18 protein-coding genes are annotated in these 26,868 nt (G+C 51.1%); 13 read left to right on the top strand and 5 right to left on the bottom strand.

Annotated elements, in window-relative coordinates:
* Positions 1–144 precede the first annotated feature (144 nt).
* The 3 genes from uxuA to PsAD46_RS06820 are packed head-to-tail and all read right to left on the bottom strand — an operon-like array spanning position 145 to position 3,967.
* Positions 145–1,329 (bottom strand): mannonate dehydratase, encoded by a 1,185-nt coding sequence (gene uxuA, locus PsAD46_RS06830; RefSeq protein ID WP_063290734.1) that lies wholly within the window; start codon positions 1,327–1,329, stop codon positions 145–147.
* Positions 1,330–1,371: 42 nt separating this feature from the next.
* Entirely contained in the window at positions 1,372–2,154 is a 783-nt protein-coding gene (locus PsAD46_RS06825) for an FCD domain-containing protein (RefSeq protein WP_063295338.1), read from the bottom strand.
* A 13-nt stretch (positions 2,155–2,167) separates the two neighbouring features.
* Complete coding sequence (locus PsAD46_RS06820) at positions 2,168–3,967, bottom strand: glycoside hydrolase family 2 (RefSeq protein ID WP_063304240.1); 1,800 nt, start codon at positions 3,965–3,967, stop codon at positions 2,168–2,170.
* A 655-nt stretch (positions 3,968–4,622) separates the two neighbouring features.
* Between PsAD46_RS06820 and PsAD46_RS06815 the strand changes: the two genes are divergently transcribed.
* The 5 genes from PsAD46_RS06815 (at position 4,623) to uxaC (ending at position 11,939) form a co-directional block, all read left to right on the top strand.
* On the top strand, positions 4,623–5,147 hold the full coding sequence (locus PsAD46_RS06815; RefSeq protein WP_063304239.1) for a TRAP transporter small permease: 525 nt from the start codon (positions 4,623–4,625) through the stop codon (positions 5,145–5,147).
* 11 nt (positions 5,148–5,158) lie between these two features.
* Positions 5,159–6,481, top strand: a complete 1,323-nt coding sequence (locus tag PsAD46_RS06810; protein WP_057464764.1) for a TRAP transporter large permease — start codon at positions 5,159–5,161, stop codon at positions 6,479–6,481.
* Positions 6,482–6,534: 53 nt separating this feature from the next.
* Entirely contained in the window at positions 6,535–8,934 is a 2,400-nt protein-coding gene (locus tag PsAD46_RS06805; RefSeq protein WP_063306447.1) for a glycoside hydrolase family 31 protein, read from the top strand.
* A 15-nt stretch (positions 8,935–8,949) separates the two neighbouring features.
* The gene (locus PsAD46_RS06800; protein ID WP_063290740.1) at positions 8,950–10,428 is read left to right on the top strand and encodes a mannitol dehydrogenase family protein; all 1,479 of its coding nucleotides are present in this window, start codon (positions 8,950–8,952) and stop codon (positions 10,426–10,428) included.
* 95 nt (positions 10,429–10,523) lie between these two features.
* Positions 10,524–11,939, top strand: coding sequence for a glucuronate isomerase (gene uxaC, locus PsAD46_RS06795; RefSeq protein ID WP_063290741.1), 1,416 nt, complete (start codon positions 10,524–10,526; stop codon positions 11,937–11,939).
* A gap of 85 nt (positions 11,940–12,024) precedes the next feature.
* Here uxaC and PsAD46_RS06790 read toward each other — a convergent pair whose 3' ends face one another.
* On the bottom strand, positions 12,025–13,851 hold the full coding sequence (locus PsAD46_RS06790; RefSeq protein ID WP_063306446.1) for a long-chain fatty acid--CoA ligase: 1,827 nt from the start codon (positions 13,849–13,851) through the stop codon (positions 12,025–12,027).
* A gap of 372 nt (positions 13,852–14,223) precedes the next feature.
* On the opposite strand from PsAD46_RS06790, the gene PsAD46_RS06785 reads away from it, so the two are divergent.
* The 7 genes from PsAD46_RS06785 to PsAD46_RS06755 all read left to right on the top strand — a co-directional run bounded on the left by PsAD46_RS06785 (position 14,224) and on the right by PsAD46_RS06755 (position 22,587).
* Positions 14,224–15,408, top strand: a complete 1,185-nt coding sequence (locus tag PsAD46_RS06785; protein ID WP_063290743.1) for a GAK system CofD-like protein — start codon at positions 14,224–14,226, stop codon at positions 15,406–15,408.
* 304 nt (positions 15,409–15,712) lie between these two features.
* Complete coding sequence (locus tag PsAD46_RS06780; RefSeq protein WP_057464770.1) at positions 15,713–17,113, top strand: YfcC family protein; 1,401 nt, start codon at positions 15,713–15,715, stop codon at positions 17,111–17,113.
* 122 nt (positions 17,114–17,235) lie between these two features.
* Positions 17,236–18,462 (top strand): arginine deiminase, encoded by a 1,227-nt coding sequence (gene arcA, locus PsAD46_RS06775; protein WP_063290799.1) that lies wholly within the window; start codon positions 17,236–17,238, stop codon positions 18,460–18,462.
* 55 nt (positions 18,463–18,517) lie between these two features.
* Positions 18,518–19,522: an ornithine carbamoyltransferase gene (gene argF / locus PsAD46_RS06770; protein ID WP_063286926.1), complete on the top strand. Its 1,005-nt coding sequence runs from the start codon at positions 18,518–18,520 to the stop codon at positions 19,520–19,522.
* The gene (arcC, locus tag PsAD46_RS06765) at positions 19,522–20,454 is read left to right on the top strand and encodes a carbamate kinase (RefSeq protein ID WP_063290744.1); all 933 of its coding nucleotides are present in this window, start codon (positions 19,522–19,524) and stop codon (positions 20,452–20,454) included. The genes argF and arcC overlap by 1 nt, the downstream gene beginning before the upstream one ends.
* Before the next feature lie 118 nt (positions 20,455–20,572).
* Positions 20,573–22,057, top strand: coding sequence for a Na+/H+ antiporter NhaC (gene nhaC, locus PsAD46_RS06760; RefSeq protein WP_063306465.1), 1,485 nt, complete (start codon positions 20,573–20,575; stop codon positions 22,055–22,057).
* Positions 22,058–22,080: 23 nt separating this feature from the next.
* On the top strand, positions 22,081–22,587 hold the full coding sequence (locus PsAD46_RS06755; protein ID WP_063290745.1) for a GNAT family N-acetyltransferase: 507 nt from the start codon (positions 22,081–22,083) through the stop codon (positions 22,585–22,587).
* Here PsAD46_RS06755 and PsAD46_RS06750 read toward each other — a convergent pair.
* Positions 22,584–23,036, bottom strand: coding sequence for an Lrp/AsnC ligand binding domain-containing protein (locus tag PsAD46_RS06750; protein ID WP_063290746.1), 453 nt, complete (start codon positions 23,034–23,036; stop codon positions 22,584–22,586). The genes PsAD46_RS06755 and PsAD46_RS06750 overlap by 4 nt on opposite strands.
* A gap of 150 nt (positions 23,037–23,186) precedes the next feature.
* Here PsAD46_RS06750 and putA point away from each other — a divergent pair, with 150 nt between their 5' ends.
* Positions 23,187–26,825, top strand: coding sequence for a bifunctional proline dehydrogenase/L-glutamate gamma-semialdehyde dehydrogenase PutA (putA, locus tag PsAD46_RS06745; RefSeq protein ID WP_063306445.1), 3,639 nt, complete (start codon positions 23,187–23,189; stop codon positions 26,823–26,825).
* Positions 26,826–26,868 lie beyond the last annotated feature (43 nt).

The following is a 26,868-nucleotide window of genomic DNA, read 5'->3' as shown; positions in this document are numbered from 1 at the left end:
CACCATGGGCAGCACCACGAAGGGGATGGCTTTTATATGTTATGTAATAATATTACACAAATAAAATATTCGTTGATTTCACAGTGAGTAAAAAAAGCCGGAGCAATGCCCCGGCTTGTTGATGTTTGATTTTGCGAATTTAGTTTATGCAGGTTCGCGCATCGCTCGTATTGCTGTTTCAACACCGCGTAACTCTGCAAGGCCACGCAAACGACCCACTGCTGGATAACCCGGTGCAGATTTCATTTGCAGGTCTGAGAGCATGGCATGGCCGTGGTCTGGACGGAACGGGATCAGATCATCAGAGCCAGCTGCTTTCCTACGCTCTTCTTCATCCACCAAGGCTGAGATTACACCAACCATATCAACGTCGCCGGTCAGATGGTCCGCCTCATGGAAGGACAGTGGATTGTCTTCGCGTTTGGTGGCCCGCAGGTGGACGAAATGGATGCGCTTGGCGTAGCGCTGCACAATGCCTACAAGATCATTATCAGCCCGAACACCCAGAGAGCCAGTGCAGAATGTAAAGCCGTTTTCAGGTACATCGACTGCCTTCGAAATATATTCATAATCAGATTCAGTTGAGCATACCCGTGGTAAGCCCAGCAGAGGGCGCGGAGGATCATCCGGGTGGATTGCCATCACCGCTCCAGTTTCTGCGCACACTGGAATGACTTCTTTGAGGAACAGTGCCAGATGCTCTCTGAGCTTATCTGCATCAATGCCGTTGTAGCGCTCCAGGTGAGCGCGAATATCTGCAACCGTGTAGGATTCTTCCGAACCTGGAAGGCCGGCCAGGATCGTTCTAACCAATCCGTCTTTATCTTCCTGAGACATCGCCTCGAAGACAGCGGTTGCGCGCGCAACTTCTTCTGCAGAGTATTCTTCTTTAGCGTTCGGGCGCTCGAGAATGAAGATATCGAAGGCTGTGAAGACATCTGCATCAAAGCGAAGACAGGTCGCGCCTGTTTCCAGTTCGTAGGTCAAATCTGTACGTGTCCAGTCCAGTACAGGCATGAAGTTGTAGCAGATCTTGGTGATGCCGCAGGCCACCAGATTACGGATGGATTGCTTATAGGTCTCGATATACTTTTCGAAATCCCCAGTGCGCGTTTTTATATGCTCATGGACCGGAACACTTTCGACGACAGACCAGACAAGACCGGCAGCTTCAATCTCGTCTTTGCGCTTTTGAATTTCTTCAACTGACCACACTACGCCATTCGGGATATGATGGAGAGCGGTGACAATGCCCGTTGCCCCTGCCTGCCGAACATCTTTGAGAGTGACCGGATCATGTGGGCCATACCAGCGCCAAGTCTGTTCCATGTTTAGCTCTTTGCTTTTCAAATTTTGGGGCCAAGGCCCGGTTTAACATTTCACTTCGGTTATTTTTTTGAGATCATTCACCGCGGCCAGCGGATCGGTATCAAACAGGTATGCGTCAAATGCAGGATCATCGACATCTGAAAGCTCCAACAGTGTCATGCGCACATTCTCCAGATGCTGCCACATGGCTTGTCGGGCCATTTGCGGATCCCGGCATTGCAGCGCCGACAGGATTGCCTGGTGATCATCCAGCCACTTAATCTGATAGCCTTGGTCAAAGATGCGCTGATGCAGCTGCTCCCACATGCGGGAACGCTTGCGCAATGTCCAAAGGTGCTCAACAGATTCGGTCAACACGGAGTTCTGGCTCGCCTGCGCAACCAGTCGATGGAACTCTTCATCAGCCTTGTGGCTTCCAGAACCGGATTCGATCTCAACCCGCTCCTTTGCCAGAGTCTCGCGCATCTGCATCACATCAGCTTTGGTCGCCATTGTTGCGGCAAAAGCTGCAATGTTGCTTTCCAGCAGCTGGCGAGCCTGCAGCAGTTCAAATGGGCCAATGTCCTGCTCTAGTGAACTGTCTGGTGTCACATCGCCCGGAAGACGGAGGACATAAGTACCTGAGCCTTTGCGGACGTCGACAAGTCCCTGCACTTCCAACATGATCATCGCGTCTCTGACCAGCGACCGACTAACGCCCAGATCCTCAGAAATCTTGCGCTCTGTAGGGAGCTTGTCACCAATTGCAAAAGCACCGTTCGCCAAATCGCGAACCAGCTCTTCTGCCACATCCTGATAACGTCTTCTGTTCGAGTCTAATGTCATGGTGCAATCCAGATCAGTTTTTCGCTTTCAGCTCTGCATAAAAATCTGCAAGAAGTTTGAAGGCTGTTTTCTTTGTTTTCTTGTCTGAGGCGATCAAGCCTTTGCGGTTCCAGCCTTGCTGGAACATATTCTGTCGACGTTCGACACGGAAATCATAGAGGATCCATGGTGAGATGCCCTTTACGAATTCTCGCTGGCGTAAGGTGGCAATCTGCTTGCGGTAAACCTCAGCCATGTAACTCTCACTGAAGAAGCCCTTCTCCAGTTTCCCCTCACCGATGTAACCATCTGCACCAGTTTCGGAGATGACCACAGGTTTGCCCGGCTCGGAGTTGTCCAGGAAGTCGATCAGGTCGTCGAAATTCTCCTCATACCAACCATAGTACTCGTTAATGCCGATCACATTGATATGCTGGATCAGGCGATCCTCGATACGGTTCTTGGTGTGGTTCACGAGACAGGCAGCAGAAGTCAGACGTGTCGGGTCCATCTCTTTTGCAGTATCAACCAGATGCTTCATGAACGAGAGGCGCTCGTCAGTGTCTGGGTTCTCGTTTCCAACAGACCAGATGACGACAGATGCTCTGTTGCGATCACGCTTGATCAGCTCCTGAAGCTGGTTGCGGGCGTCTTTGAGGGTATCCGGGTTCTTGAAGTCGATTGCCCAGTAAACCGGAATTTCCTCCCAAAGAAGAATGCCTTCGCGGTCTGCCATTTTTGCCGCGCGTTCATCGTGCGGGTAATGGGCGAACCGCATGAAATTGCAGTTCAGCTCTTTAGCATGTCGGAACCGTTGCTCCAGATCCTCATCACGCAAGACTTTACCGGTAAACTCGTCATCCTCGTGCACGGAGATGCCTCGAAAAAAGATTGGCTTGCCATTGAGCTGAACGTCCGTTCCGACTTGATCTATCTGACGGAACCCGATCATGTCTTCGACACGATCTTCTCCAACAGAGGCTGTTGCCTGATAGAGGCGCGGGTGTTCTGGTGACCACAGCTCTGGTTTTGATGGGATAACCAGTTTTCCGAACCCGTCTTTGTCAACGGGAACCTCAGACTTGATGCCCAACTCTTTGAATTCGACTGTGACGGACGCTCTGTCTGGGCCGTTGACCTGCAGCTCAATCACGATTTTATCGTAGGAGCTGTCAGGGATCAGGTAAGCGAAGAAATCTGAGATGAATGTTTTCGGGGTTCTATAGAGCTCTACGTCCCGATAAATGCCACCGTAGTTGAACCAATCGGTATTTCGCATCGGGACACGATCCAGCGTGCGGGTGTTGTTTACGCACAGCATCAACCAGTTGCGACCCGATTTTGCGTGATCGGTTAGCTCTACATTGAATGGTGTGGACCCGCCGTAGTGGTTGCCGAGAAACTCGCCATTCAGGAACACCTTACAATCGTACTGCGCTGCTCCAACTCTCAGGAACAAGCGCTCGTCTTCCGACAGTTCATCCAGATCCAGCGAGCGGGTGTACCACGCACTGCCTTCAAAGAAGTACCATTTGTCCTTGAGCATGGACCAGCACGAAGGGACTGGAACCGTTTCGCCTGCATAAGGGTCGTAATCGTAAGGCTCAGTCTTATCTTCCCGCGCTTCTGGAGTGAAAGAGAACCATTTCTGACGCAGGCCGGTATCTAGCAGGTCGACGCAGAAGTTCCACTCTCCGTTTAGCGACTCAGCCTTACGGCCGCCGGTGAAAATCAGCGTGCTGCTGTTCAGATTCTGCTTATTGAAAGGAACGTCATAGTCCTCATCATGCAAGCAAGCCAGGCCGTTATCGGCACCTTCCATCCGCTCAAGCATCACTGATCCTCGTTGACCAATATTGGTTTCGTCGTTGTTGGGACATCCGTCCAAGTTGGTCGACCTATTTGTGTGTATTTGAGAAAATCAGGCGAATGTGCCATTGATCTGAAAATCATCACACCGGGACCTCTGTACACTCAAAGAGTGTCATCATTCCGAAATGTATGTATCAAACCAATAGTCCAAACTCTCAAGCTACTGTTATAAATAGTTTAAATAGCTGACTGAGAGCTTGTTCCCCTTCCCTTTGCCTCAGAATACATCTTTCAGCACGCTACCATTGGTTGGCGTTGCTCCCGTCTCTACATCTTCCTTGAAAAACAAGAGGTCAGAGCAATTCCGCTGATACCGTTGAATTGTGGAGAAAGGAGATCAACCAAACCTCTCTTCACACATGTCACATTTGTACAAAACTGCGACATTGTCAAACCATTTTATCATATTGGTTGACCAATAATCAAAAATCAGCAATTAATTGGAGGAGAGGTAATTTAATTGGATTCATTGGATATCCGTAGATTTGCAGATCTCCAACTGAAACCCTCTCACGAATTCAAGATCTCCTGAACAACCCCTCAGGAGAAATTGGTCGCCCACTGTAGATTCTTTCTGCATACTGAGCCCGCGCCTTCACCTGGATTAGGGAAATAAAATGCAAGCGCTGACCAAAATAGTTAACACGATCCTCAAGGCCGTCACGGTGTCGGTTTTTGTCGTGCTCGTGGTGTGTGTGGTTTGGCAGGTTTTTTCGAGATACGTTCTTGGCACGCCAAGCACCGTGACCGATGAACTTGCTCGTTTCATGTTTATGTGGATCGGCCTGATTGGTGCGGCCTATACGCTTGGAATGCGAAGACACCTGGCAATTGATCTTTTAACCGGCTCGCTGGTCGGCAATCGGAAATTGTTTTCAGATTACTTCATCATTCTGGCGATCGCCTTCTTCTCAGGTGTTGTCATGCTTTACGGCGGCGGACAACTGGTCCTGAAGACACTCGCGAACGGGCAAGTCTCGCCCGCTCTTCGCGTTCCAATGGGCTACATCTACGCAGCTATTCCGTTCTCTGGCGGCATCATGCTGTTCTACTGCATTGAGTTCTTCATTGGTCTCGTCAATGGCACGGGTACAGGTCCAAACGACCAGATGCCTGATGCCGCTGATCCTGCTGCAAAATAAGAGTAAGTCTGATGGAATTTTTAAGTAGTGAGCTTCAAAGCGGTCTTATTCTGTTTGGTGTGTTTGGCATTCTCGTTACACTCGGCGTGCCGATCTCCTTTGCAATCGGGCTGGCGGCAACAGCAACAATCACCTTTCTGATCTCTTTTGATCAGGCCCTTTTTGTTGTTTCACAGAAGATGGCGAGTGGTCTGGACAGCTTCACACTGTTGGCGATCCCGTTCTTCATTCTCGCTGGCAACATCATGAACTCTGGCGGTATCGCACGCCGCTTGATTGAGCTGGCCAAGATTGTTGGCGGACGTTTGCCGGGGGCTTTGGCACACGTCAACGTGCTGGCAAATATGTTGTTTGGCTCCATTTCGGGCTCTGCTGTAGCCTCTGCTGCTGCAATCGGTGGCATCATGTCTCCGCTACAGCGCAAAGAAGGCTATGACCCTGCCTTTTCTGCTGCGGTGAATGCTGCCTCCTGCCCAACTGGCATGCTGATCCCACCTTCCTCAACGCTGATCGTTTACTCTCTGATCTCTGGCGGCACATCCGTGGCAACGCTGTTCGTTGCCGGATACTTGCCAGGTATCCTGATGGGTCTTGGTGTGATGGTTGTGGCTGGTATCGTTGCTGCGAAACGTGGCTATCCACTGATCCCGCTGCCAAGTTTCAAAGAGATCCTCTTCAAAATCGCTGATGCTTTCCTGCCGTTGTTGCTCATCTTCATCATCATGGGTGGAATCATTGGTGGTGTCTTTACTGCCACAGAAGCTTCTGCTGTGGCAGTGGTTTACACCTTGCTACTGGCGGTTGGCATTTACCGCGAAGTGAAGGTCACTGATCTACCCACCATCATTCTTGAGAGTGCCATTACCAGTTCCATCGTGCTGCTTCTGATTGGTTGTTCTATCGGCATGTCCTGGGCCATGACATTCTCTGACATTCCATACGCAATTGGTGAAGCACTGGCGAATGTCTCAGAAAACCCATTCATCATCATGCTGGTGATCAACATCTGCCTGCTGGTAATTGGCACCTTTATGGACATGACCCCTGCGCTGCTGATCTTCACACCAATCTTCCTGCCTGTCGCGACTGAGCTTGGCATGGATCCTGTGCACTTCGGTATTATGATGACCTACAACCTGTGCATCGGCATCATTACGCCGCCAGTGGGCAGTGCGTTGTTCATCAGTTGCTCTGTAGGCAAAGTTGCTATTCAGGATCTGATCAAACCAATGCTGCCTTTCTATGCAGCGGTGATTTCCATCCTGATGCTGGTGACTTTCATTCCAGAAATCAGCCTGTTCCTGCCGCGCGTCATTCTTGGTTACGGCGGATAACAGACAGACACTTTGCAACCATAACAACACCCAACAAAACTGGTTGAAGCATAATGAAAACGCTAGGTAAGTGGTCCTACATCGAGACCGAACAGAACCGGGTTGACCTGCTTGTAGATAACAAGCATCTGCTTTCTCTGTTCGTTCTTGAAGACAAGCTTGTTCGGGTTCTTTTGCGCAAGAATAGTGAGTTCCGGCAAGGACGAACATGGTCCATCACTCCGGCAGAAACACCGGTACCGCTTGAAGGCCGGTCTCGTCTTTCTGTCGAAGGCTTTTCGCTGCCAGAGTTTAAGCAAGAGCTTGCAGAGGACACACTTACACTGGAGACGCGGGCTTTACGCGTCTGCGTGAAAACGCCGCTTCAGATAATCTGGGAGGCAAAAAGCGAAGACGGGTCATACCAGGTTATCGCCAGCGAACGGCCTACAGGCGCTTATATGCTAGGCGTCAAAGACCACAAGAACTCGCATTTCTTCAGCCAATCTGCAGATGACCGGATTTATGGCCTCGGTGAAAAAGCTGGCAATCTGCTGCGCAATGGTCGCCGCTACGAAATGCGTAATCTGGATGCGATGGGGTATGATGCAGAGACCACCGACCCACTTTACAAGCATCTGCCGTTTACGCTGACACGCACCGGTTCTGGCGTCTCTTATGGGGTGTTCTACGACAATCTTGCGAGCTGCTGGTTTGATCTTGGCAATGAGATCGACAACTATCATCAGCCTTACAGATCATACCGTGCTGAAGACGGAGATCTGGACTATTATTTTATGCTCGGCCCTTCCCTACTGGAGGTGACCAAGACGCAGGTTTGGCTGACTGGCAAGCATATCTTCCCGCCGAAATGGAGCCTCGGGTATTCCGGCTCGACCATGTATTACACCGATGCGGAGAATGCGCAGGAACAGTTGGAAGGCTTTGTTGATCTGATCAAAGAGCACGCCATTCCTTGCGATAGTTTCCAGCTCTCCTCCGGTTACACATCGATTGGCTCCAAACGCTATGTGTTCAACTGGAACTACGAGAAATGTCCTGATCCAAAGGCCATGACCTCAAAGTTTCTGGATGCTGGCGTTCATCTCGCTGCGAACATCAAGCCATGTCTACTACAGGACCATCCTATGTATGGTGATGTGGCAGCGAAAGGCCTGTTCATTCAAGACAGTGAGGTTGATCAGCCAGAGCGGTCTCTGTTCTGGGATGATGAAGGTTCTCACCTCGACTTCACCAATCCGGATACTGTGAGTTGGTGGAAAGCCAACGTCACCGAGCAGTTGCTTGAGCGCGGTATCGGTTCTACCTGGAACGACAACAACGAGTATGAGATCTGGGATTTCTCTGCTCGCTGTCAGGGGTTTGGTGAAGAGATTGACGTCGGGCTCATTCGTCCGCTTCATTCTTTCCTGATGATGCGTGCCTCTTATGAAGCACAGGTGGAGTATGCATCGGAAGAGCGCCCTTATCTTATCTCTCGCAGTGGCTGTCCCGGCTTGCAACGCTATGTACAGACGTGGACTGGTGATAACCGAACTGACTGGAACAACCTGAAATACAACATCAAGATGGGTCTCGGGCTGTCGATGTCAGGTATCTACAATGTCGGCCACGATGTGGGCGGCTTCTCTGGTGCTCGTCCTGATCCTGAGTTGTTTGTACGCTGGGTTCAAAATGGCGTCATGCATCCGCGTTTCACGATCCATTCGTGGAATGATGATGCAACGGTCAATGAAGCCTGGATGTATCCGGAAGTTACGCCCCTCATCCGCAATGCCATCCAACTGCGTCAGCATCTGATGCCGTATTTCTACACCATGCTGCACGACATGCATGTGATGGATGAGCCGCTTTTGCGCCCAACATTCCTTGATCACGAAGGAGACGCGCGCACCTTTGCGGAGACGGATGATTATCTGCTCGGCAAGGACCTGTTGGTTGCTTCTGTGGTTGAGCAAGGAGCGACAATACGTGAGGTTTATCTGCCAGATAATGGCGATGGCTGGTACGAATTCGATACAGGCGCGTATCACAAGAGCGGACAGACCATCGTTGTTGATGCACCTTTGGAACGCCTCCCCCTGTTCGTGCGTGCTGGTACCGTCATTCCGCTTGCTAACCCAACAGCTAAAAACACCACTGAGTGCCATCTTGAAGCCCTGGCGATCTTCCCGTTCCAAGGCGCCGGAAAGCGAGAGCTTGCTGTTTTTGAAGATGATGGCATCAGCCATAAATGGCTCGATGGCACGCACAGCACCTTGCATATGGTTCTTTCCAGCAGTTCCAACGAGCAAATTTTAACTTTGTGCCGCAGCGGTTCACTTGAGATTGATGGACGAGAACTTTCCGTTTTCATCAAAGGCCGCTCACCGAATGGTCTTGTTCCGACTGTGGTCGTGAACGGACAAAAGGTTTCGGATGACACTCACACTTTCTCACTCAATGAGCTTTGATAAGGTCCACCTCCTATGACTTTTGAATTTCAGAAACTCGATCTCAATACGCTTCCAGGTGATGTGTCTGTCCCATCTTATGATCGTACATCACTAAAGCCGCGTATTGCTCATATTGGTTTTGGTGCCTTTGCCCGTGCTCACGTTGCAATGCATCTGCACGAAACACTTGCTGCCGGTGGCGGTGATTGGGGCTTGCGGGTGATTGAGTTGTTTGGAACGCCAGATCTGTTCGATATACTTGCAGAGAATGATCACCTCTACACGTTGGTTGAGACTGCTGATGAGGGCACCAATACCCGGCTCCTCGGTGCTGTTTGCGAGACACAGCACGTAGCACGCGATGGCGTATCAACACTGATCGACGGACTAGCCGAAGAGCAGCTGAAGGTCATTTCTCTCACCATTACCGAGAAAGGCTACTGCGTTACAAACGGGAAGCTGGATCTGGACAATCCAATGATCCAGCAGGATCTTAAAGCACCAGAGGCTCCCCAAACCGCTATCGGGTTGATCGTCGCCGGCCTTGCGAAACGTCGGGCGCTTGGCAACGGCCCTATCACGGTGATGTCTTGCGATAACTTACCTCATAATGGCGTGCTCTGCGGAGTTGCCGTTCGTGAGTTTGCGGCCAAGCAGAATGCAGAGTTAGCTGCATGGATCGAGGAAAATGTCTCTTTTCCATCCACCATGGTGGACCGCATCGTGCCTGCGCTGACTGACGAGTCCCGAGACCTAATCCGCAAGAGCCTTGGCGGACAAATTGATCTGAATGGCATCGTATGCGAGCCGTTCCGTCAGTGGGTGATTGAAGACAACTTCAAAGCTGGACGACCACAGTGGGAGCTTGCTGGCGCACAACTTGTTGCGGATGTTGAGCCGTTTGAAGAGATGAAGCTTCGCACTCTGAACGGCTCTCATTCCTTCCTTGCCTACCTTGGCTTCCTTGCTGGCAAGGAGACCATTGCGGATTGCGCTGCCGATCCTGTATTTTACGCAGAAGCGCGCAAGCTGATGGTGGATGAACAATTGCCCACATTGGATGTTCCGGGTGATGTGGATCTGGTGGCCTACGCTGACTCATTGCTCAAACGTTATTCCAACTCCAAACTGAAACACCGTACCTGGCAGATTGCTGCTGATGGAACACAGAAGATGCCGCAGCGCTGGTTAAACTCTGTGAAGTTTCATCTCGCCAATGGTGGCGACTATCGTCATCTGGTGCTCGGTATTGGTGGCTGGATGAACTACATCCGCGCGGATCGCAATGGCGAAAGCTACGAAGTGGTTGATCCGATGAAAGAGAAGCTTGCCGAAATTGTCGCCAAAGACGGCGGCGACGCAACAACCTATGTCGATACTCTGCTTGCCTTGGATTCTGTGTTCCCATCTGAACTTGTTGCTAACGATGAGTTCAAGAAAGCGGTTCACAAGGCCTACTGCGCAGTGGCAGAAAAAGGTGCCGCGCAGGCCGTCGCTGATTTGGTTGACTAGGTTTTACGGAAATCCTTGCTCGGCCACAGGCTGAGCAAACGCTCATACTCAGGGATTGGTCACAGGATCAATCCCCCTACCTCAGGGCAAAAACGATGCAGCCATTTCTTGGACAAGACTTCCTCCTCGAGACAGAAGCAGCACAGCGGCTTTACCACGACTATGCAGCTGAAATGCCAATCGTGGACTACCACAACCACTTATGTCCGCAGACCATTGCTGAAGACCATCGCTTTGATGACATTGGCCGCGTCTGGCTTGAGGGCGATCACTACAAATGGCGTGCTATGCGGTGGGCCGGGATTGATGAAAGCCTGATCACCGGTAAGGATACCAGCTTCAAAGAGAAGTTCCTCGCCTACGCTTCTGTTATGCCGAAGTTTCTTGGGAACCCGCTGTACCATTGGACGCATCTGGAGATGTATCGCTACTTTGGGCTGGAGGGTGTGATCCTCTCAGAGAAGTCTGCTGAGACTGTCTGGGAAGTTTGTAACGGAAAGCTTGCGACCAAACCATTTTCCGCTCGTGGCCTGTTGCAGATGCAGCACGTGAAGATGCTGGGAACGACTGATGACCCTTGTGATGACCTGCATTGGCATAAGATGATCGCGCAGGATCCAACCTCTACAATGGTTGTTCGGCCTACCTTCCGGCCTGACCCGGCCTTTAAGATCAATAAGCCGACGTTTCCTGATTACATCATGAAACTCAGCAGAACCGTTGGTTTCCATATCGATAAGTATGAGCGCCTGCTTGAAGCACTTTCCGTGCGGCTGGATCACTTTGGCCGACATGGTTGCCGTGCGGCAGATCATGGTCTGGATTCCATGTTGTTCTGTCCGGTTCCGCCCGGTACTGAGCTGAACCGTATCTTCAAAGAGGGACAAAGCGGAGCAACTCTAAGTCTTGATGACGTGACTGCATTCCAGTCAGCTGTTCAGGTGTTTCTTGGCAAGGAATACGCCAAACGTGGTTGGGTCATGCAAATGCACATTGGTGCGACACGGAACAACCGCAGCCGCATGTTCAAGGCTCTTGGGCCAGATGTCGGCTGTGATGGCATTGATGATCGTGAGCTTGCTAATCCACTCAACCAGTTCCTCGACACTTTGGATCGTGAAAAAGCATTGCCCAGAACTGTGCTGTATTCTCTTGATCCAACCAAGAACGAAGTTGTCGTAACAACAGCCGGAAATTTCCAGGACGGTTCCTTCGGCGGCAAAATTCAAGCAGGAACAGGCTGGTGGCACAATGACCAGCTGGACGGCATGGAACGCCAAATGACACAACTTGCGCAGATGGGATTGCTTTCTCAGTTCCTCGGCATGTTGACAGACAGCAGATCGTTCCTATCTTTCCCTCGACACGAGTATTTCCGTCGCTTGCTTTGCAGGATCGTTGGGGAATGGATGGATAAGGGCCACATTCCGGGTGATTTTGAGCTTGCGGGAGGCATGATCAGGGATATTTGCTACAACAATGCAGCAAACTGGTTCCTTGATGAAAAGTAGGTAAGCTTTGGCCCCTGCTTTATCCCTTGGAAGCCCCTTGGACCATGCCTCTGGACCAAGGGGTTTCTGACATCAGGGACCTGCTTTAATCGTCGTGCTTATAGATTGCTTCCAGAGCATCAGCATGGTTATTGAGCACTTTAGCACGCCTGATCTTCAATGTTGGCGTCAGTTCGCCTGTCTGGATCGAGAAGCCATCCGGTAAGATCTCAAACTTGCGAATGCGTTCAACCCGCGAATGACGTGCATTCACTTTTTTGATGCTGGCCTGAATTACACTCCGCAACTGATCTGATTTCAGAACATCTTCTGGTTTAATGTTATTCTCGGTTGCAAATCGCTGTGCCATTGCCCCATCAACGGTGATCAGAGCGCTTAAAAAGTTCTGGTTGTTGCCTGCAACAACAGCATATTCGACAAAAGGAATTTCCATAAGGTCTTGCTCAAGCAACGCAGGCGAGATGTTCTTACCTCCAGACGTGATGATAAGCTCTTTTTTACGGCCTGTGATAAAGAGATAGCCTTCCTTGTCGAAATAGCCGATATCACCGCTGTAGAGCCAACCATCGCGTAATGCTTCATCTGTTGCGGCAGGGTCATGCGCATAACCAGAGAAGTTGGTGTCTGCCTTGCAGAGGATCTCACCATCTGCGGCGATTTTGATCATGACACCATCCATCGGTTTGCCGACAGACCCCAGACGGGTTGCTCCAATGATGTTGATGGTCGCACCACCACAATTCTCTGACTGGCCATAGACTTCGCGGATAACAATATCCAGTCCTGTAAAGGCCTCCAGAACACGCTTAGATACGGGCGCTCCACCACTCACGAACATGCGCATTTTGTCGAGGCCGATCTTGTGTTTGATCTTGTCGAGCACGAGGCGGTTTGCGATCTTCTTTTTGGTGTTCAGCACCAAACCAGCAGACTTGCCGTTTATGCTTTCTTTGTACCAGTCTTTACTCGTTTGAAGAGACCATTGAATAAGCTTGCCTTTGAAGCCTTTCTCTTTGCTGAGCTGCTTTTCGACTTTCTCATTGATCTTTTCAAAAATCCTCGGAACACCGAAGGTTACAGTCGGCCTCACCTCTGGCAAGTGCTCGCCGAGGCTGGTCACGGACTTAGCGTAGTAAACCGGGTAGCCAGTGTCACAAGCCTGAATGATGGTGCCGCACTGCTCTGCGATATGAGCCATGGGCAGATAGGAAATATAACGGTCAGCCGGTGTCGGTTTGAAGGCCAGATTCAGTGCATCAGATTCTGTGCGAATTGCGCAATGGCTGATCTGCACTGCTTTCGGCAGACCTGTTGTCCCTGAGGTGTAAATCTGGAGTGCAATGTCCTCGGCAACAATGTCATTGAGGCGTTGGTCAAGCTCAGCATCCAGTCCAGGGCTGTTCTCACCCAGGGACATAAAGCTGGCCCATGTGTATTGATCTGGATTTTCGACGCGCCCATCCAAACGAATGGTCTTACGCAGGTGGCGCATATTCTCTGCCTGCTCGCCTATGCCTTTGAGCTGAGCTTTGGTTTCAGCAAGCAAGATGCGGCCTTGCGAATGGCGCAGGATGTAATTGATTTCAGGAGCGGCGGCTGTCCAGTAAATGCCCGTTGGAACAGCCCCGATCATCATGGCAGCTACATCCATGATAGTCCATTCAGGACGATTGTAACTTAAAATACAAACGGCATCGCCGGGATTAACGCCCAGTGCGAGCAGTGCTTTTGCAGCGTTACGTACCTGCTCGCCATATTCGGTCCAGCTCGTTGCTTCCCATCCATCTTTCCCACGAACAAAGTATGCTGGTTTGTCGGCAAGGCGTTCGACAGATTCCATGAATGCTTGGGGAATGGATTTGAACGTGTTTTGAGCTTGTGCTTGAGCAACGGGCCGGGCCTGCGAACTCATGTTATTCTCTCTATTTTTATTATTTCCAGAGCTTTACATCCTCTGAATTTGTCGGTGTCAAATACAGATACCAAGAATACCCATCAAACCCACAAGAACTACAGGTATTTTCTCTTATTTTCATCTCTCTGGTTCATGAGCAACGAATATTCATTTTTGATTTGACAGAGTTTTTACTGAATTCCTGATATATCTAATTGGAAATTTACTTTAATGCTTCTTAGAGGCATTAAAGATTAATCATTATCCCAAGAGTTCTTTGGGGATGCTTCTTATTTAGTTGAATGGTTTCTGCAATTTAGCGGTAAACCAGAGGAATAGATCTCCTATGGTAACAGGGATCGACAATCACTCAGTCGGGCAAGTTCATTTATGCAGCAGTTCAGTGTTACGCGCGGTCTAAACCTACCAGATCCTGTTCGCATCAGTCGCTACAAGCGTCTGCCAGAACTTGGCCCTGCCCTCTTGTTCTTCAGCGGAGGAAGCGCGCTTAATCCAACAGCTCGCGCTTTGAAGCAGTACACCCACAACTCCATTCACCTAATGACGCCGTTTGATAGCGGTGGAAGTTCTGCTGTTTTGCGTCATGCCTTTGGTATGCCTGCAATTGGAGATCTGCGCTCACGCTTGATTGCACTGGCAGATGAAAGCGTTCTTGGGCAGTCCGAGATCTACCGTCTTTTCACACATAGGTTTCCAAAAACGGCTTCTCTTGAGGACTTGCACGGGGAACTGGTGGATTTGTTGGAAGGGCATGATCAGCTGATCGCACGGGTTCCCAATCCAATGCGACGCCTGATCCGGCATCAGCTGGCATTTTTTCATGATGCGATGCCATCAGACTTCGATTTGAGAGGCGCCAGCATCGGAAACCTAATCCTTGCCGGTGGGTATCTGAACAACAATCAGAAGCTTGACCCGATTATCTTCCTGTTTTCAAAACTGGTGAACACACTCGGCACGGTTCTGGCGACTGTTGATGCACGTTTGCATCTGGCTGTTGAACTAGATTCTGGTGAGATCATTGTGGGCCAGCATAAGATGACTGGCAAAGAAACCTCGCCCATTGCAAGCAGGATTAAACGGACCTATCTGACCCGTTCTCTGGCTGGAGGTGATCCGGTGGAGATTGAGGTCTCTCCTAAAAAGCAGCATCTTATCGAGACTGCAGACATGATCTGCTATCCTCCGGGAAGCTTTCACAGCAGCCTGATTGCAAACCTTCTGCCAAAGGGCGTAGGCAAGTCTATTGCACGTAGCCCAAACCCGAAAGTGTATGTCCCCAACCTCGGCAATGATCCTGAGCAATTCGGGATGAGCCCGAATGAGACGGTGGATGCACTCCTGAAACATCTGCGCGCTGATGCGGGGGAAGATACGCCAACAGACAAGCTACTCAATTTTGTCGTCACAGATGAAAAACATGCTGCTGAATTTGATTGGGCTGAGCTGGAAGCACAGGGCATTTCCCTGATTGGTGCTGACCTGACAAGCACGCATTCGGTTCCTTATTACGACCCGGAAAAACTAGTTTGCATGTTATTGAGTTTTCTCTGAAGTCCTTTTCGTTCAGTTAACTCACTGTAATTTCGTGATTTATGTCTTTCGCATGCAACATCTGACAGAAGCAGATGATTTGCAATAGTTTGCCTTACGCTATCGTAGGTTGTTTGTTGCAACTTAGTTAGATCACCTTGAACATCATCTTCAACTTTACTTAAAAACTTCCCAACACTTCACAATATTTTATTTGCAATGACGCTTAATCAAGAAACACAAGACATGTTGACGCAAGTATACGCATAGATATTAGGTAGCAGGAGCATGTTTACATTCGACACATAACCAAGCGGAAAAGCAAATGTCGAAGTTCAAGTTTCCTACTGCGTTTACAATTCTATTTGCCCTCATCATTCTCGTTGCGATTGCAACCTGGTTCGTTCCTGCTGGTAAGTACGATCGGGTGATCAACCCAATCCTCGACAAGGAAGTGCCGGTCCCCGGCACCTATCATCTGGTAGAGGCTAATCCTCAAGGCCCTGTTGAAGTCTTTATGGCTCCAATTGCAGGTCTTTATGACCCGATCTCCTACACGGCAAATGCAATCGATGTTGCGGTCTTTGTTCTTGTGATTGGTGGCTTCCTGATGGTTGTGACCCGAACAGGAGCAATTGATGCAGGGATCGCCAAGATTATGACGGGATTGAAGGGGCGAGAGAACTTGATGATCCCCATACTGATGGCCTTCTTTGCAGCCGGGGGCACGATCTATGGGATGGCGGAGGAAAGCCTTGCGTTTTACGCGCTCATCATTCCCGTGATGATCCGCGCTGGTTATGACTCTATGACGGGTGTTGCCGTTATTCTTTTGGGTGCAGGCATCGGAACGCTTGGCTCAACGATCAACCCGTTTGCAACCGTCATCGCCTCTAATGCAGCTGGTGTGCCTTTTACAGACGGCATCGGTCTTCGCTTCCTTATCTTGATTGTTGGTTGGCTAGTCTGTGTGGCTTGGGTCATGCGTTACGCTGCAAAGGTGAAGGCTGATCACACTTCTTCCCTTGTTTCCGAAATGAAGGATGAAAACGAAAAACACTTCCTGCAAGGTGTCTCAACGGACGACATTCCCGATTTCACGGCGAAGCACGGTTGGATCATGACGATCTTCGTCGTCACATTCGGCCTGTTGATCTACGGCGTTGCTGTTCTTGGCTGGTGGATGGGCGAAATGGCTGCCCTCTTCCTTGCTGCCTCTATTCTCGTGGGGATCGTTGCCCGACAAGGTGAACACGAGTTCGTCGACAACTTCCTGGATGGTGCACGTGATCTGCTTGGTGTCGCGCTGATCATCGGGGTTGCACGCGGTATCGTTGTGGTGATGGATGCTGGTTCAATTACCGATACGATCCTTTACTGGTCCGAGCAGGCCGTCAGTGGGCTGAGCAAAGTTGCCTTCATCAATGTGATGTTCTGGCTGGAACTGGTGCTGTCGTTCTTCGTGCCCTCTTCCTCAGGCCTTGCTGTGTTGTCCATGCCGATTATGGCCCCGCTAGCAGGGTTCTCCAATGTAGGGGCAGAATATGTGGTCACAGCCTTCCAATCCGCCAGTGGGCTGTTGAACCTGTTCAACCCTACCTTTGCCGTTGTGATGGGCGGCCTTGCGATTGGGCGCGTGCCTTATGACAAGTGGCTTCGGTTTGCCATCCCGCTCGTGATCATTCTGTTCGTTTTGATCTCACTCGCGCTGTCGCTCAGCGTTTAGAGGCGGTTTCTCCAATCTTCGCAGAGGCAAGCATGCCTCTGCGCCGCACAAATCAAACCTCTGAACCAAACATAGAGACACTGATCTCTCACAAACAAGAATTCTGGAACGGAGTCTGCAACATGACTGAATTTGGTGTTCATTCGGAAGTTGGCAAACTGAAAGAAGTGATGGTTTGCCGTCCCGGGCTTGCGCATATGCGCCTTACGCCCGGCAACTGTCAGGAGTTGCTGTTTGATGATGTGATCTGGGTTCGAGAAGCGCAAAAACACCACTACGACTTCTGCCTCAGAATGGAAGAGCGCGGTGTGAATGTGCTGGAGATGCACAATCTTCTGAAAGAGACGCTGGAGGATCAGGAAGCTCGTAAGTGGGTGCTGGAACGGCGTATCACACACAATCGCGTTGGCTATGGCATGGCCGAGGACCTGCGGGCCTGGCTTTACGAGCAGCCCGAGAAGTTCCTCGCGGATCATCTGATTGGCGGCATTGCGCGGTGTGAATTAGGGTTCAAACCAACAGGTGTGTTTGGGAGTTATCTGGACCCGAACGACTTTGTCATTCCACCCTTACCGAATACCTTGTTCACCCGCGATACGACCTGCTGGATCTATAACGGCGTTACGCTTAATCCGATGTTCTGGCAGGCGCGCCAGAACGAGACGCTCCTCACCACTGCAATTTACAAATTCCACCCTCATTTCAAGGGCAAGGTCAATTTCTGGTGGGGTGATCCGGATGAGGACTTCCATGAATCTACCGTGGAAGGCGGCGACGTCATGCCAATCGGCAATGGGGTTGTTTTAATTGGGATGGGTGAGCGCACCACACCTCAAGCTGTCGGCCAAGTGGCGCGTGCCCTCTTCCGCAATAAGGCAGCAACTCGCGTCATTGCCTGCCAGATGCCAAAGAGCCGTGCAGCGATGCACTTGGACACTGTTTTCACCCTTCTTGATCGCGACAAAGCAACAGCGTTCTCAGGCGTTTGTGATGAGATCATCTGCTTCTCGATCCGTCCTGGAGACAAACCCGAGAGTGTCGATTACAGGCAGGATGAAGGACATCTGTTCGATGTCATCGCCAATGCGCTGGGTATGCAGAAGTTGCATGTGGTGACCACAGGCGGCAATGCTTATGATCAGGAACGCGAGCAATGGGATGATGGCAACAACGTTGTCTGCCTCGAACCTGGTGTCGTGGTTGGGTATCGCCGAAACACCTACACAAACTCAAAACTCCAACGAGCCGGTGTGGAAGTCATCGCCATTGACGGGTCTGAACTGGGTCGTGGTCGCGGTGGTGGACACTGCATGACCTGTCCGACAGTGCGTGACGCCGTGGAGTTCTAGTCTTTTCAAACTCCGTTGAACAATAAAAACATCCAAGAGATGGAGAGTAAGGAAAATGGCTTTCAATCTGAAAGGTCGCAGTTACCTCAAGCTCAAAGACTTCAGCCAACGCGAAGTGCTTTACATGCTGGATCTGGCCCGTGATCTCAAGCGAGCCAAATACTCTGGAACAGAACGGCAGACGCTTGTCGATAAGAACATCTGCCTGATCTTCGAAAAAACCTCTACCCGTACCCGTTGCGCTTTCGAGGTTGCCGCTCACGATCAGGGAGCACATGTCACCTACCTGGATCCATCCGGCTCTCAGATCGGCCACAAGGAGTCCATGAAGGATACCGCACGTGTGCTGGGTCGGATGTTCGATGCCATTGAGTTTCGCGGTTCCGGGCAAAAGGCCGTTGAGACTCTCGCCGAGTACTCTGGCGTCCCGGTCTATAACGGTTTGACTGATGACTGGCATCCAACCCAGATGCTCGCTGACATGTTGACAATGACCGAACACAGCCCCAAGCCGTTGCATGAGATTTCCTTTGCCTATCTGGGCGATGCCCGCAACAACATGGGCAACTCTTTGCTGATGCTGGGCGCTCTATGTGGCTGTGATGTTCGCATTATTGGCCCGCAAGAGCTGCACCCTGAACCGCATGTGCTGAAAGCAGCCGAACTCAATGCAAAACGGTATGGTGCACGCATCACAATTACGGATGATGTCAAAGAAGGTACTGAGGGTGTTGACTTCATCCATACAGATGTCTGGGTCTCCATGGGTGAGCCGCCGGATGTCTGGGACAGCCGGATCAAGTTGCTGCGTGACTATCAGGTCAACAAGGCCTTGATTGAAGGCACCGGCAACCCGAACACATTCTTCATGCATTGTCTGCCAGCCTTCCATAACCGGGAAACTAAGGTGGGTGAAGAGATCTTCCAGAAGTTCGGTATCTCCGAGATGGAAGTGACTGAAGATGTCTTTGAATCAGATCGAAATCTGGCGTTTGAGCAAGCTGAAAACCGGCTCCACACAATTAAAGCCATCATGGTTGCGACGATTGGAGGCCGATAATGCGTGTTGTCGTCGCTCTTGGCGGAAATGCCCTTCTCCGGCGTGGAGAGGCAATGACTGCCGAAAACCAACGAAAGAATGCGCGGATCGCCGCAGAAGCGCTGGCGCCACTTTATGATGATGGTCATGAGGTGGTCATCACGCACGGGAATGGCCCTCAGGTCGGCTTGCTGGCTCTGCAAGGTGCTGCTTACGAGCAGGTTGAGGCCTACCCTCTGGATGTGCTGGGTGCTGAAACAGTTGGCATGATTGGCTACATGATCGAGCAGGAACTTGGGAACCTCCTGCCCTTTGAAAAGCCATTTGCCACGATCCTCACGCAGGTTGAGGTTGATCCGAACGATCCGGCTTTCAAAGATCCAACAAAGCCCATCGGTCCGCTTTATTCCAAAGAAGAAGCGGAGAGACTTGCCGATGAGAAAGGCTGGTCCATTCGAGAAGATGGAGATAAGTGGCGGCGCGTTGTGCCAAGTCCATTACCCAAACACATCTTTGAGATCCGGCCTATCAAGTGGCTTCTGGACCATGATGTACTTGTCATCGCAGCTGGTGGGGGCGGCATTCCAACTATGTACAACGAAGAAAAGAAGCTCGTTGGTGTGGAATGTGTGATCGATAAAGACCGGTGTTCAGGCCTTCTTGCCAAAGAGATTGATGCTGACGTCTACATTATGGCGACAGATGCGGATGCCGTTTATCTGGATTGGGGTACCCCGAGCCAACGCGCAATCAAATCGGCTTCTCCGGATGCACTGGATGCATACGGTTTTGCTGCAGGTTCTATGGGACCAAAGGTAGAAGCAGCACAGACTTTTGCTCGGCAAACCGACAAGAAATCCGTCATATGCACGCTCTCTGAAGTTCCTCAAGCAATTTTGGGAGAGAAAGGGACTTCGATTACCACAGCGGCTGGTGACACCACGTTTTACTGAGATGGACGCCCCGACGCTGAGTGAGCTTTGGGGCGTTCCTGTTTTCAAATGCATTTGATTGTCCTTGGGCTTCATTTTGCCCATCAAAAACAACAGGAACACAAAGGACGAATTGCATATGGCCAAAGTGCCAGCCCCATCTTCTCAAAAAATGTCGCTTGCCGGAGCGATCATTCCCGTTGCCTCGCTTGTCATCTTGCTTGCGCTTTCCTACTATCTGTTTGGAGATGAAGCCTCCTCAGGACCAAACCAGATTGCGCTCTTGTTTTGTGCCCTGATCGCCAGCTTTGTGGCGCTGTTTCATGGTTTTCACTTTGATGAACTGAAGGATGCTGTCGTTGATAGCGTGAGCACCGGCCTTCATGCGATCTTCATTTTATTTGCAGTGGGCTCGTTGATCGGCACATGGGCTATGTCCGGCACCATCATGGCGATGGTTTATTATGGATTACAGCTCCTTAGCCCGAATTACTTCTACTTCACGACCGTCATTATTTGTGCCCTTGTTTCAGTCAGCATCGGTAGCTCGTGGACTGTAGCAGGAACCATTGGCATCGGTTTGATGGGGATTTCAACAAAGATGGGCCTCGATCCGGCTATCACTGCCGGCGCTATCCTATCGGGCGCTTACTTCGGAGATAAGTCCTCTCCACTTTCTGATGCAACTAATCTGGCAACTGCGGCGGCGGGATCCAATCTTTACACTCACATCAAAGAAAATCTCTGGACGTCAATACCTGCTCTCATCATTTCGCTAGCCCTCTTCTGGTGGCTCGGAGAACCCGGAGACTTTGTCGCACAAGGCACGTTGACCAGCATTGAGCAGCATTACGACATTACCCTGCTCAATTTCCTTCCGCTCCTGCTGGTTTTGGGACTGGCAATTGTCCGCTACCCGCCGTTTACGACCATCTTTATTGGTGCATTGGCGGGCGGTCTTTATGCAGTCATCATGGCCCCAGACAAAGTGGTTGGCCTTGCTGCCTCTCCGGCGCTGCCCTACACACTGGAGGTGATCAAAGGCGTCTGGATCGCCATGTCTAACGGTTATGTGAGCGTGACAGGAGACCCTTCTATTGATGCACTGCTGAGCCGTGGTGGCATGGGCAATATGCTGACGACCATCTGGTTGATCATGACAGCTTTGGCGTTTGGTGGGGTGGTTGAGAAAGCTGGTATTCTGGACCGGATTATCGGCCCAATCCTACACGCAGCTAAAACCACTGGTGCGCTGGTGTTGTCGCTGGTTTCAACCGCAATCGCGACTAACATTCTGGCGGCCGACCAGTACATTGCGATCGTTATTCCGGGCCGGATGTACCGCAAGTCTTTCCGTCAACGCCGATTGCGGCCTGAGGTTCTGTCCCGTGCGGTTGGGGATAGTGCAACAGTGACGTCTGCTCTTATTCCATGGAACAGCTGTGGCGCTTATATGGCGGCTACACTTGGTGTTCCAACGCTGGCATTTGCTGGATTTGCCTTCTTCAACATCGTCAGCCCCCTCCTGACAATTCTGTTTGCTGTGATGGGATGGAGAATGTTGACGATGACAGATCACAAGCCTGAGCGTATTGTGCTGCCGGATGATGAGCAAGAAGCCTGATTAGTGAGAAATGCAGCACCGCCATGGAGAATTTTAGCTGGCACCAGATGCAAGAAGACGACCTGCACGAGATCGACCAGATCATGCAGCAGACCTATCCGCATTTGCCGGAGGATATCGACTGTATTCGGGAACGTGTGCGACTGTTTCCTCATGGCTGTCAGGTGCTGCGACAAAACGATAGAGACGCCATCCTCGGCTACATCATCTCTCATCCATGGGAAAATCGCAGTATCCCACCGCTCTCCAGCTTACTGGGCTCCCTGCCCTTCAAGGCCGAAGTCTATTATATTCACGACATAGCCCTGCTGCCGGAGTCACAAGGCATTGGCGCAGCCCGAGCTGTTCTTGAGCAGTTGAGCCAGGTCGCCCGCAGTCTTTACATCAACACGTTTGCGCTGGTTGCTCTGGACACCGCCAATGAATTCTGGCGGGCACGTGGCTTTCGAGCAGTGCACGAACAACTACTCAAGGATAAACTCAGAGCATATGGAGCGAACGCACACTACATGCAGCGTGGTGTCGACTAGAACGGCCTGTCTTTGACTTGCTCCATACAAACGAATGTGGATGTCTGCGCTACATAAGGCATTTCAGAGAGTTTTTCTCCCAGTACGCGGCGATAACTTCCGATATCCTTGGTTCGCACTTTCAGCAGGTAATCAAATCCGCTTGCAATCATGTGGCATTCTTCGATCTCTGGGATTTCCCGCGCAGCTGCGTTGAAAGCTTCCAGTGAGCGTGAGCGCGTGTCGTTAAGTTTGACCTGTACAAACGCGATATGACCAGCACCTAACTTGGTGTGATCGACTTCTGCCCGATAGCCAAGAATGTATCCCGCATCCTCCAACTTCTTCATGCGAATTTGGCAAGGCGTTTTAGAAAGGCCTACCTTTTTCGCAAGGTCAGTGACAGTGATGCGCCCGCATTTTTGTAATTCTTCCACAATCTTACGATCAAAGTCGTCCAATTTCTCCATGATATGCCATTTTCTTACTCATAAAGACCATACAGTCTCAATATCAAAGTCGATTAGTCTTTACCATCAAAAAATACAGGAAACATCCCTATAGGTATTTTGCTAATGTCACTTCAACAAAAATAGGTATTTAGCAGTAGGGAGCATGGCATGGGATCAGAGGCTACGCCGGAGATCATCCGCAACAAAATCAGAGACAACTACCTTCCTGATGAAAATCAGGTTGTTCAGGAGCTCATTTCATCCCTGCAAATGGATGAGGCTGCGCGCAAGCGGGCATCTGACAAGGCAGCAGATTTGATCTCAGATTTGCGAGCGAACACCTCTCCAACAATCATGGAGAGTTTTCTCGGCGAATACGGCCTCTCAACTCAGGAAGGCATCGCGCTGATGTGCCTTGCAGAAGCTTTGCTTCGCGTGCCTGATGCCCAGACAATTGATGCGTTGATTGCGGATAAGATTACTCCAAGTGCCTGGGGAGAGCACCTGGGTCAGTCTTCTTCCACTCTGATCAACGCTTCCACATGGGCATTGCTGCTGACTGGTAAGGTTCTGGCGCAAGATGATCAGGGGCTCGTTGGCACCATTCGCGGTGTTGTGAAGCGCCTTGGTGAGCCTGTGGTTCGTACTGCTGTTGCGCAGGCGATGAAAGAACTAGGTCGCCAGTTCGTTCTTGGCCGTACCATCCGTGAAGCAATGCGCAATGCGCGTGCGGAAGAAGGCAACGGCTTCACCTACTCCTACGACATGCTTGGCGAAGCTGCCCGGACCGAGGCTGATGCGAAGCGCTATCATCTGTCCTACTCAAAAGCGATTACCGCGCTTTCCAGCAATTGCACGAAAGCAAGCATTCGCGAAAACCCAGGCATTTCAGTCAAGCTTTCTGCTCTGCACCCACGCTATGAGTTTGCCAAGCGCGAACGTGTGATGAAAGAGCTGGTGCCTCGCACCCTCTCCCTTATCATGCTGGCGAAATCTTCCAATATGGGCTTCAACATTGATGCAGAAGAAGCGGATCGCCTCGACATATCCCTTGATGTGATTGAAGCGTTGCTGGCGGATCCTGCAACTGAGGGCTGGGACGGTTTCGGTATTGTTGTACAGGCGTTTGGACCACGTGCAACTCACGTGATCGACTGGCTCTATGCGGTTGCTGAGAAGTATGATCGCAAGATCATGGTGCGCCTCGTGAAGGGTGCTTACTGGGACAGCGAGATCAAACGTGCGCAGACCCTTGGTATTGATGGCTATCCGGTCTTCACCCGCAAGGTATCCACTGATATCTCCTATACCGCTTGTGCTGAAAAACTGCTGAGTATGACAGACCGGATCTATCCGCAGTTCGCAACTCACAATGCGCACAGTGTTGCAACCATTCTGGAGCTGGGAAAAAATCTTCCACTAAGCTCCTATGAGTTCCAGCGTCTGCATGGCATGGGCGAAGCGCTTCATGAGCGCACCATGAAGAAACACGGCTCCAATTGCCGCATCTATGCTCCGGTTGGCGCACACAAAGATCTGCTGGCTTATTTGGTTCGCCGCCTCTTGGAAAATGGAGCGAACAGTTCCTTCGTTCACCAGATCCGCGATGAGAATGTGACACCAGAGGCGATTGCACAGGATCCACTGGCGCATATCGAAAAGTATGGCGAGCATGTTGCCAACTCCAAGATCCCTCTCCCACCTGCGCTTTACGGCGCAGGACGTAAAAACGCAAAGGGCTGGGATCTGAGTGATCCGCGCCAGGAAGCTGAGTATGTTGAGAACCTGAAATCCTTCTCAGCAACCAAGTGGAACGGCCATCCTGTCATTGCAGCTTCCGTCAAGAACGCTGAAGCGGTGAGCGTGAAAAACCCTGCGGATCTGCGGGATGTTGTTGGTAGTGTGGCGACCGCGACGCCTGAGCAGATTGAAGCGGCTTTGACTACCGCACATAACGGTTGCCCTGAATGGGCAGACAAGAGTGCTGAAGACCGCGCTGTTATTCTGCGCAAAGCGGCAGATCTGTTTGAAGAAAATGCTCCTGAAATCTTTGCTCTGCTCACCCGTGAAGCTGGCAAAACCTACATGGATGCCATCAACGAACTGCGTGAAGCGGTAGACTTTGCACGCTACTACGCGAACGAAGCGATCCGTCTTGATGAGCGTGATGGTAAAGGCGGCCTTCGTGGTCCAATCACCTGTATCTCTCCCTGGAACTTCCCGCTTGCGATTTTCTCGGGTCAGATTTTTGCAGCTCTGGCAGCTGGCAACCCAGTGCTTGCCAAGCCTGCGCCACAGACACCACTGATCGCAACGTTTGCTGTTGGACTGATGCACAAGGCTGGCATTCCTGTTGAGGCTCTGCAGTTGCTGCCGGGTGCTGGCGAAGTTGGCGCAGCACTCACATCTGACAGCCGTGTGGCTGGTGTTTGCTTTACCGGGTCTACTGGGACTGCGCAGCACATCAACCGTGCTATGGCAAAAGCGCTTGCTCCATCTGCACCGCTGATCGCGGAAACTGGTGGCCTTAACGCTATGATCGTGGACTCCACGGCACTGCCTGAGCAGGCTGTTCGTGATGTGATTGCTTCCAGCTTCCAAAGTGCGGGTCAGCGTTGTTCTGCGCTGCGTATGCTTTATGTTCAGGAAGATATCTTTGAAGATTTCAAAGCGATGCTCTTGGGTGCCATGAGTGAGTTGGAACTGGGCGATCCTGCAGCCTTGTCAACGGATGTTGGTCCGGTGATTGATGCAGCTGCACAGAAGAAGATTGCTGCACACTGTGAGAAGTGGGCTGAAAAAAGTCGCATTATCAAACAGATGAAGGCACCAACCAAAGGCCACTTCATTGCACCAACTCTGATCAAGCTGGACGGCATCGAAGAGCTGGACGAGGAAATCTTTGGTCCTGTTCTGCACATTGCAACCTTCAAAGCAGAAGAGATCGACCAGACGATTGACGCAATCAATACAAAAGAGTTCGGTCTGACATTTGGTCTGCATACCCGTGTGGATAGCCGTGTTCAGCATATTGTGGAGCGCGTGAAGGTGGGCAACCTTTATGTAAACCGCAACCAGATTGGCGCGATTGTTGGATCTCAGCCATTCGGTGGTGAAGGTCTGTCTGGTACTGGCCCAAAAGCAGGTGGTCCTCACTATGTGGCTCGTTTCCGTCTTGCAGACACGTCAGCGGCGACCAGTGTGGAGCTGAGCAAAACCGTCTCCGCCGAGGATATCTTTAAAGCGCGAGGGGCATTACGCACCAGCACGTGGGAAGGTAATTTCGGTCGCTTCACCGAGCTGGCAACTCTGTTTGAGAAGGAAACAGGTCTGCTGAACCGTGTTGCGGCTGATCACGCGCACAACATGCCTGGACCAACCGGTGAATCCAACCGCCTTTATGCTGCACCACGCGGCACCGTGCTTTGCCTTGGCCCGGATACAGAAAGCCTGAACCATCAAGTGGTTCTGGCTTTGGCAGCTGGCAACGGCGTGATTGCTGTTGGACAAGACGCTGAGAAACTGGCTGTGAAGCTGCGCACTCTTTCCGCTCCAATCGTCGCATTGGAAGGCAATCTGGCCGTTGGTGCACTGAAAGAGCTTCAAGGTGTTGATGCCATTGCAGCGAACCACGCTGAGCAAGAGCTGAAGGAAATGAAGGCTGAGCTTGCCGAACGTGAGGGTGCATTGATGCAGCTGATTATGGAGCGTAACCAGCCTGAGCGTTATCAGCTGGAACGTCACCTCTGCATTGACACAACGGCGTCTGGTGGCAATGCGAGCCTGCTGGCTGCGACAGAAGACTAAGCTGTTCTTAAACAACAGAAAAGCCGCCTCAAACTGAGGCGGC

Source organism: Pseudovibrio sp. Ad46, from assembly GCF_001623065.1.
Classification (GTDB): domain Bacteria; phylum Pseudomonadota; class Alphaproteobacteria; order Rhizobiales; family Stappiaceae; genus Pseudovibrio.
This window is presented reverse-complemented; position numbering and strand designations above follow the sequence as displayed.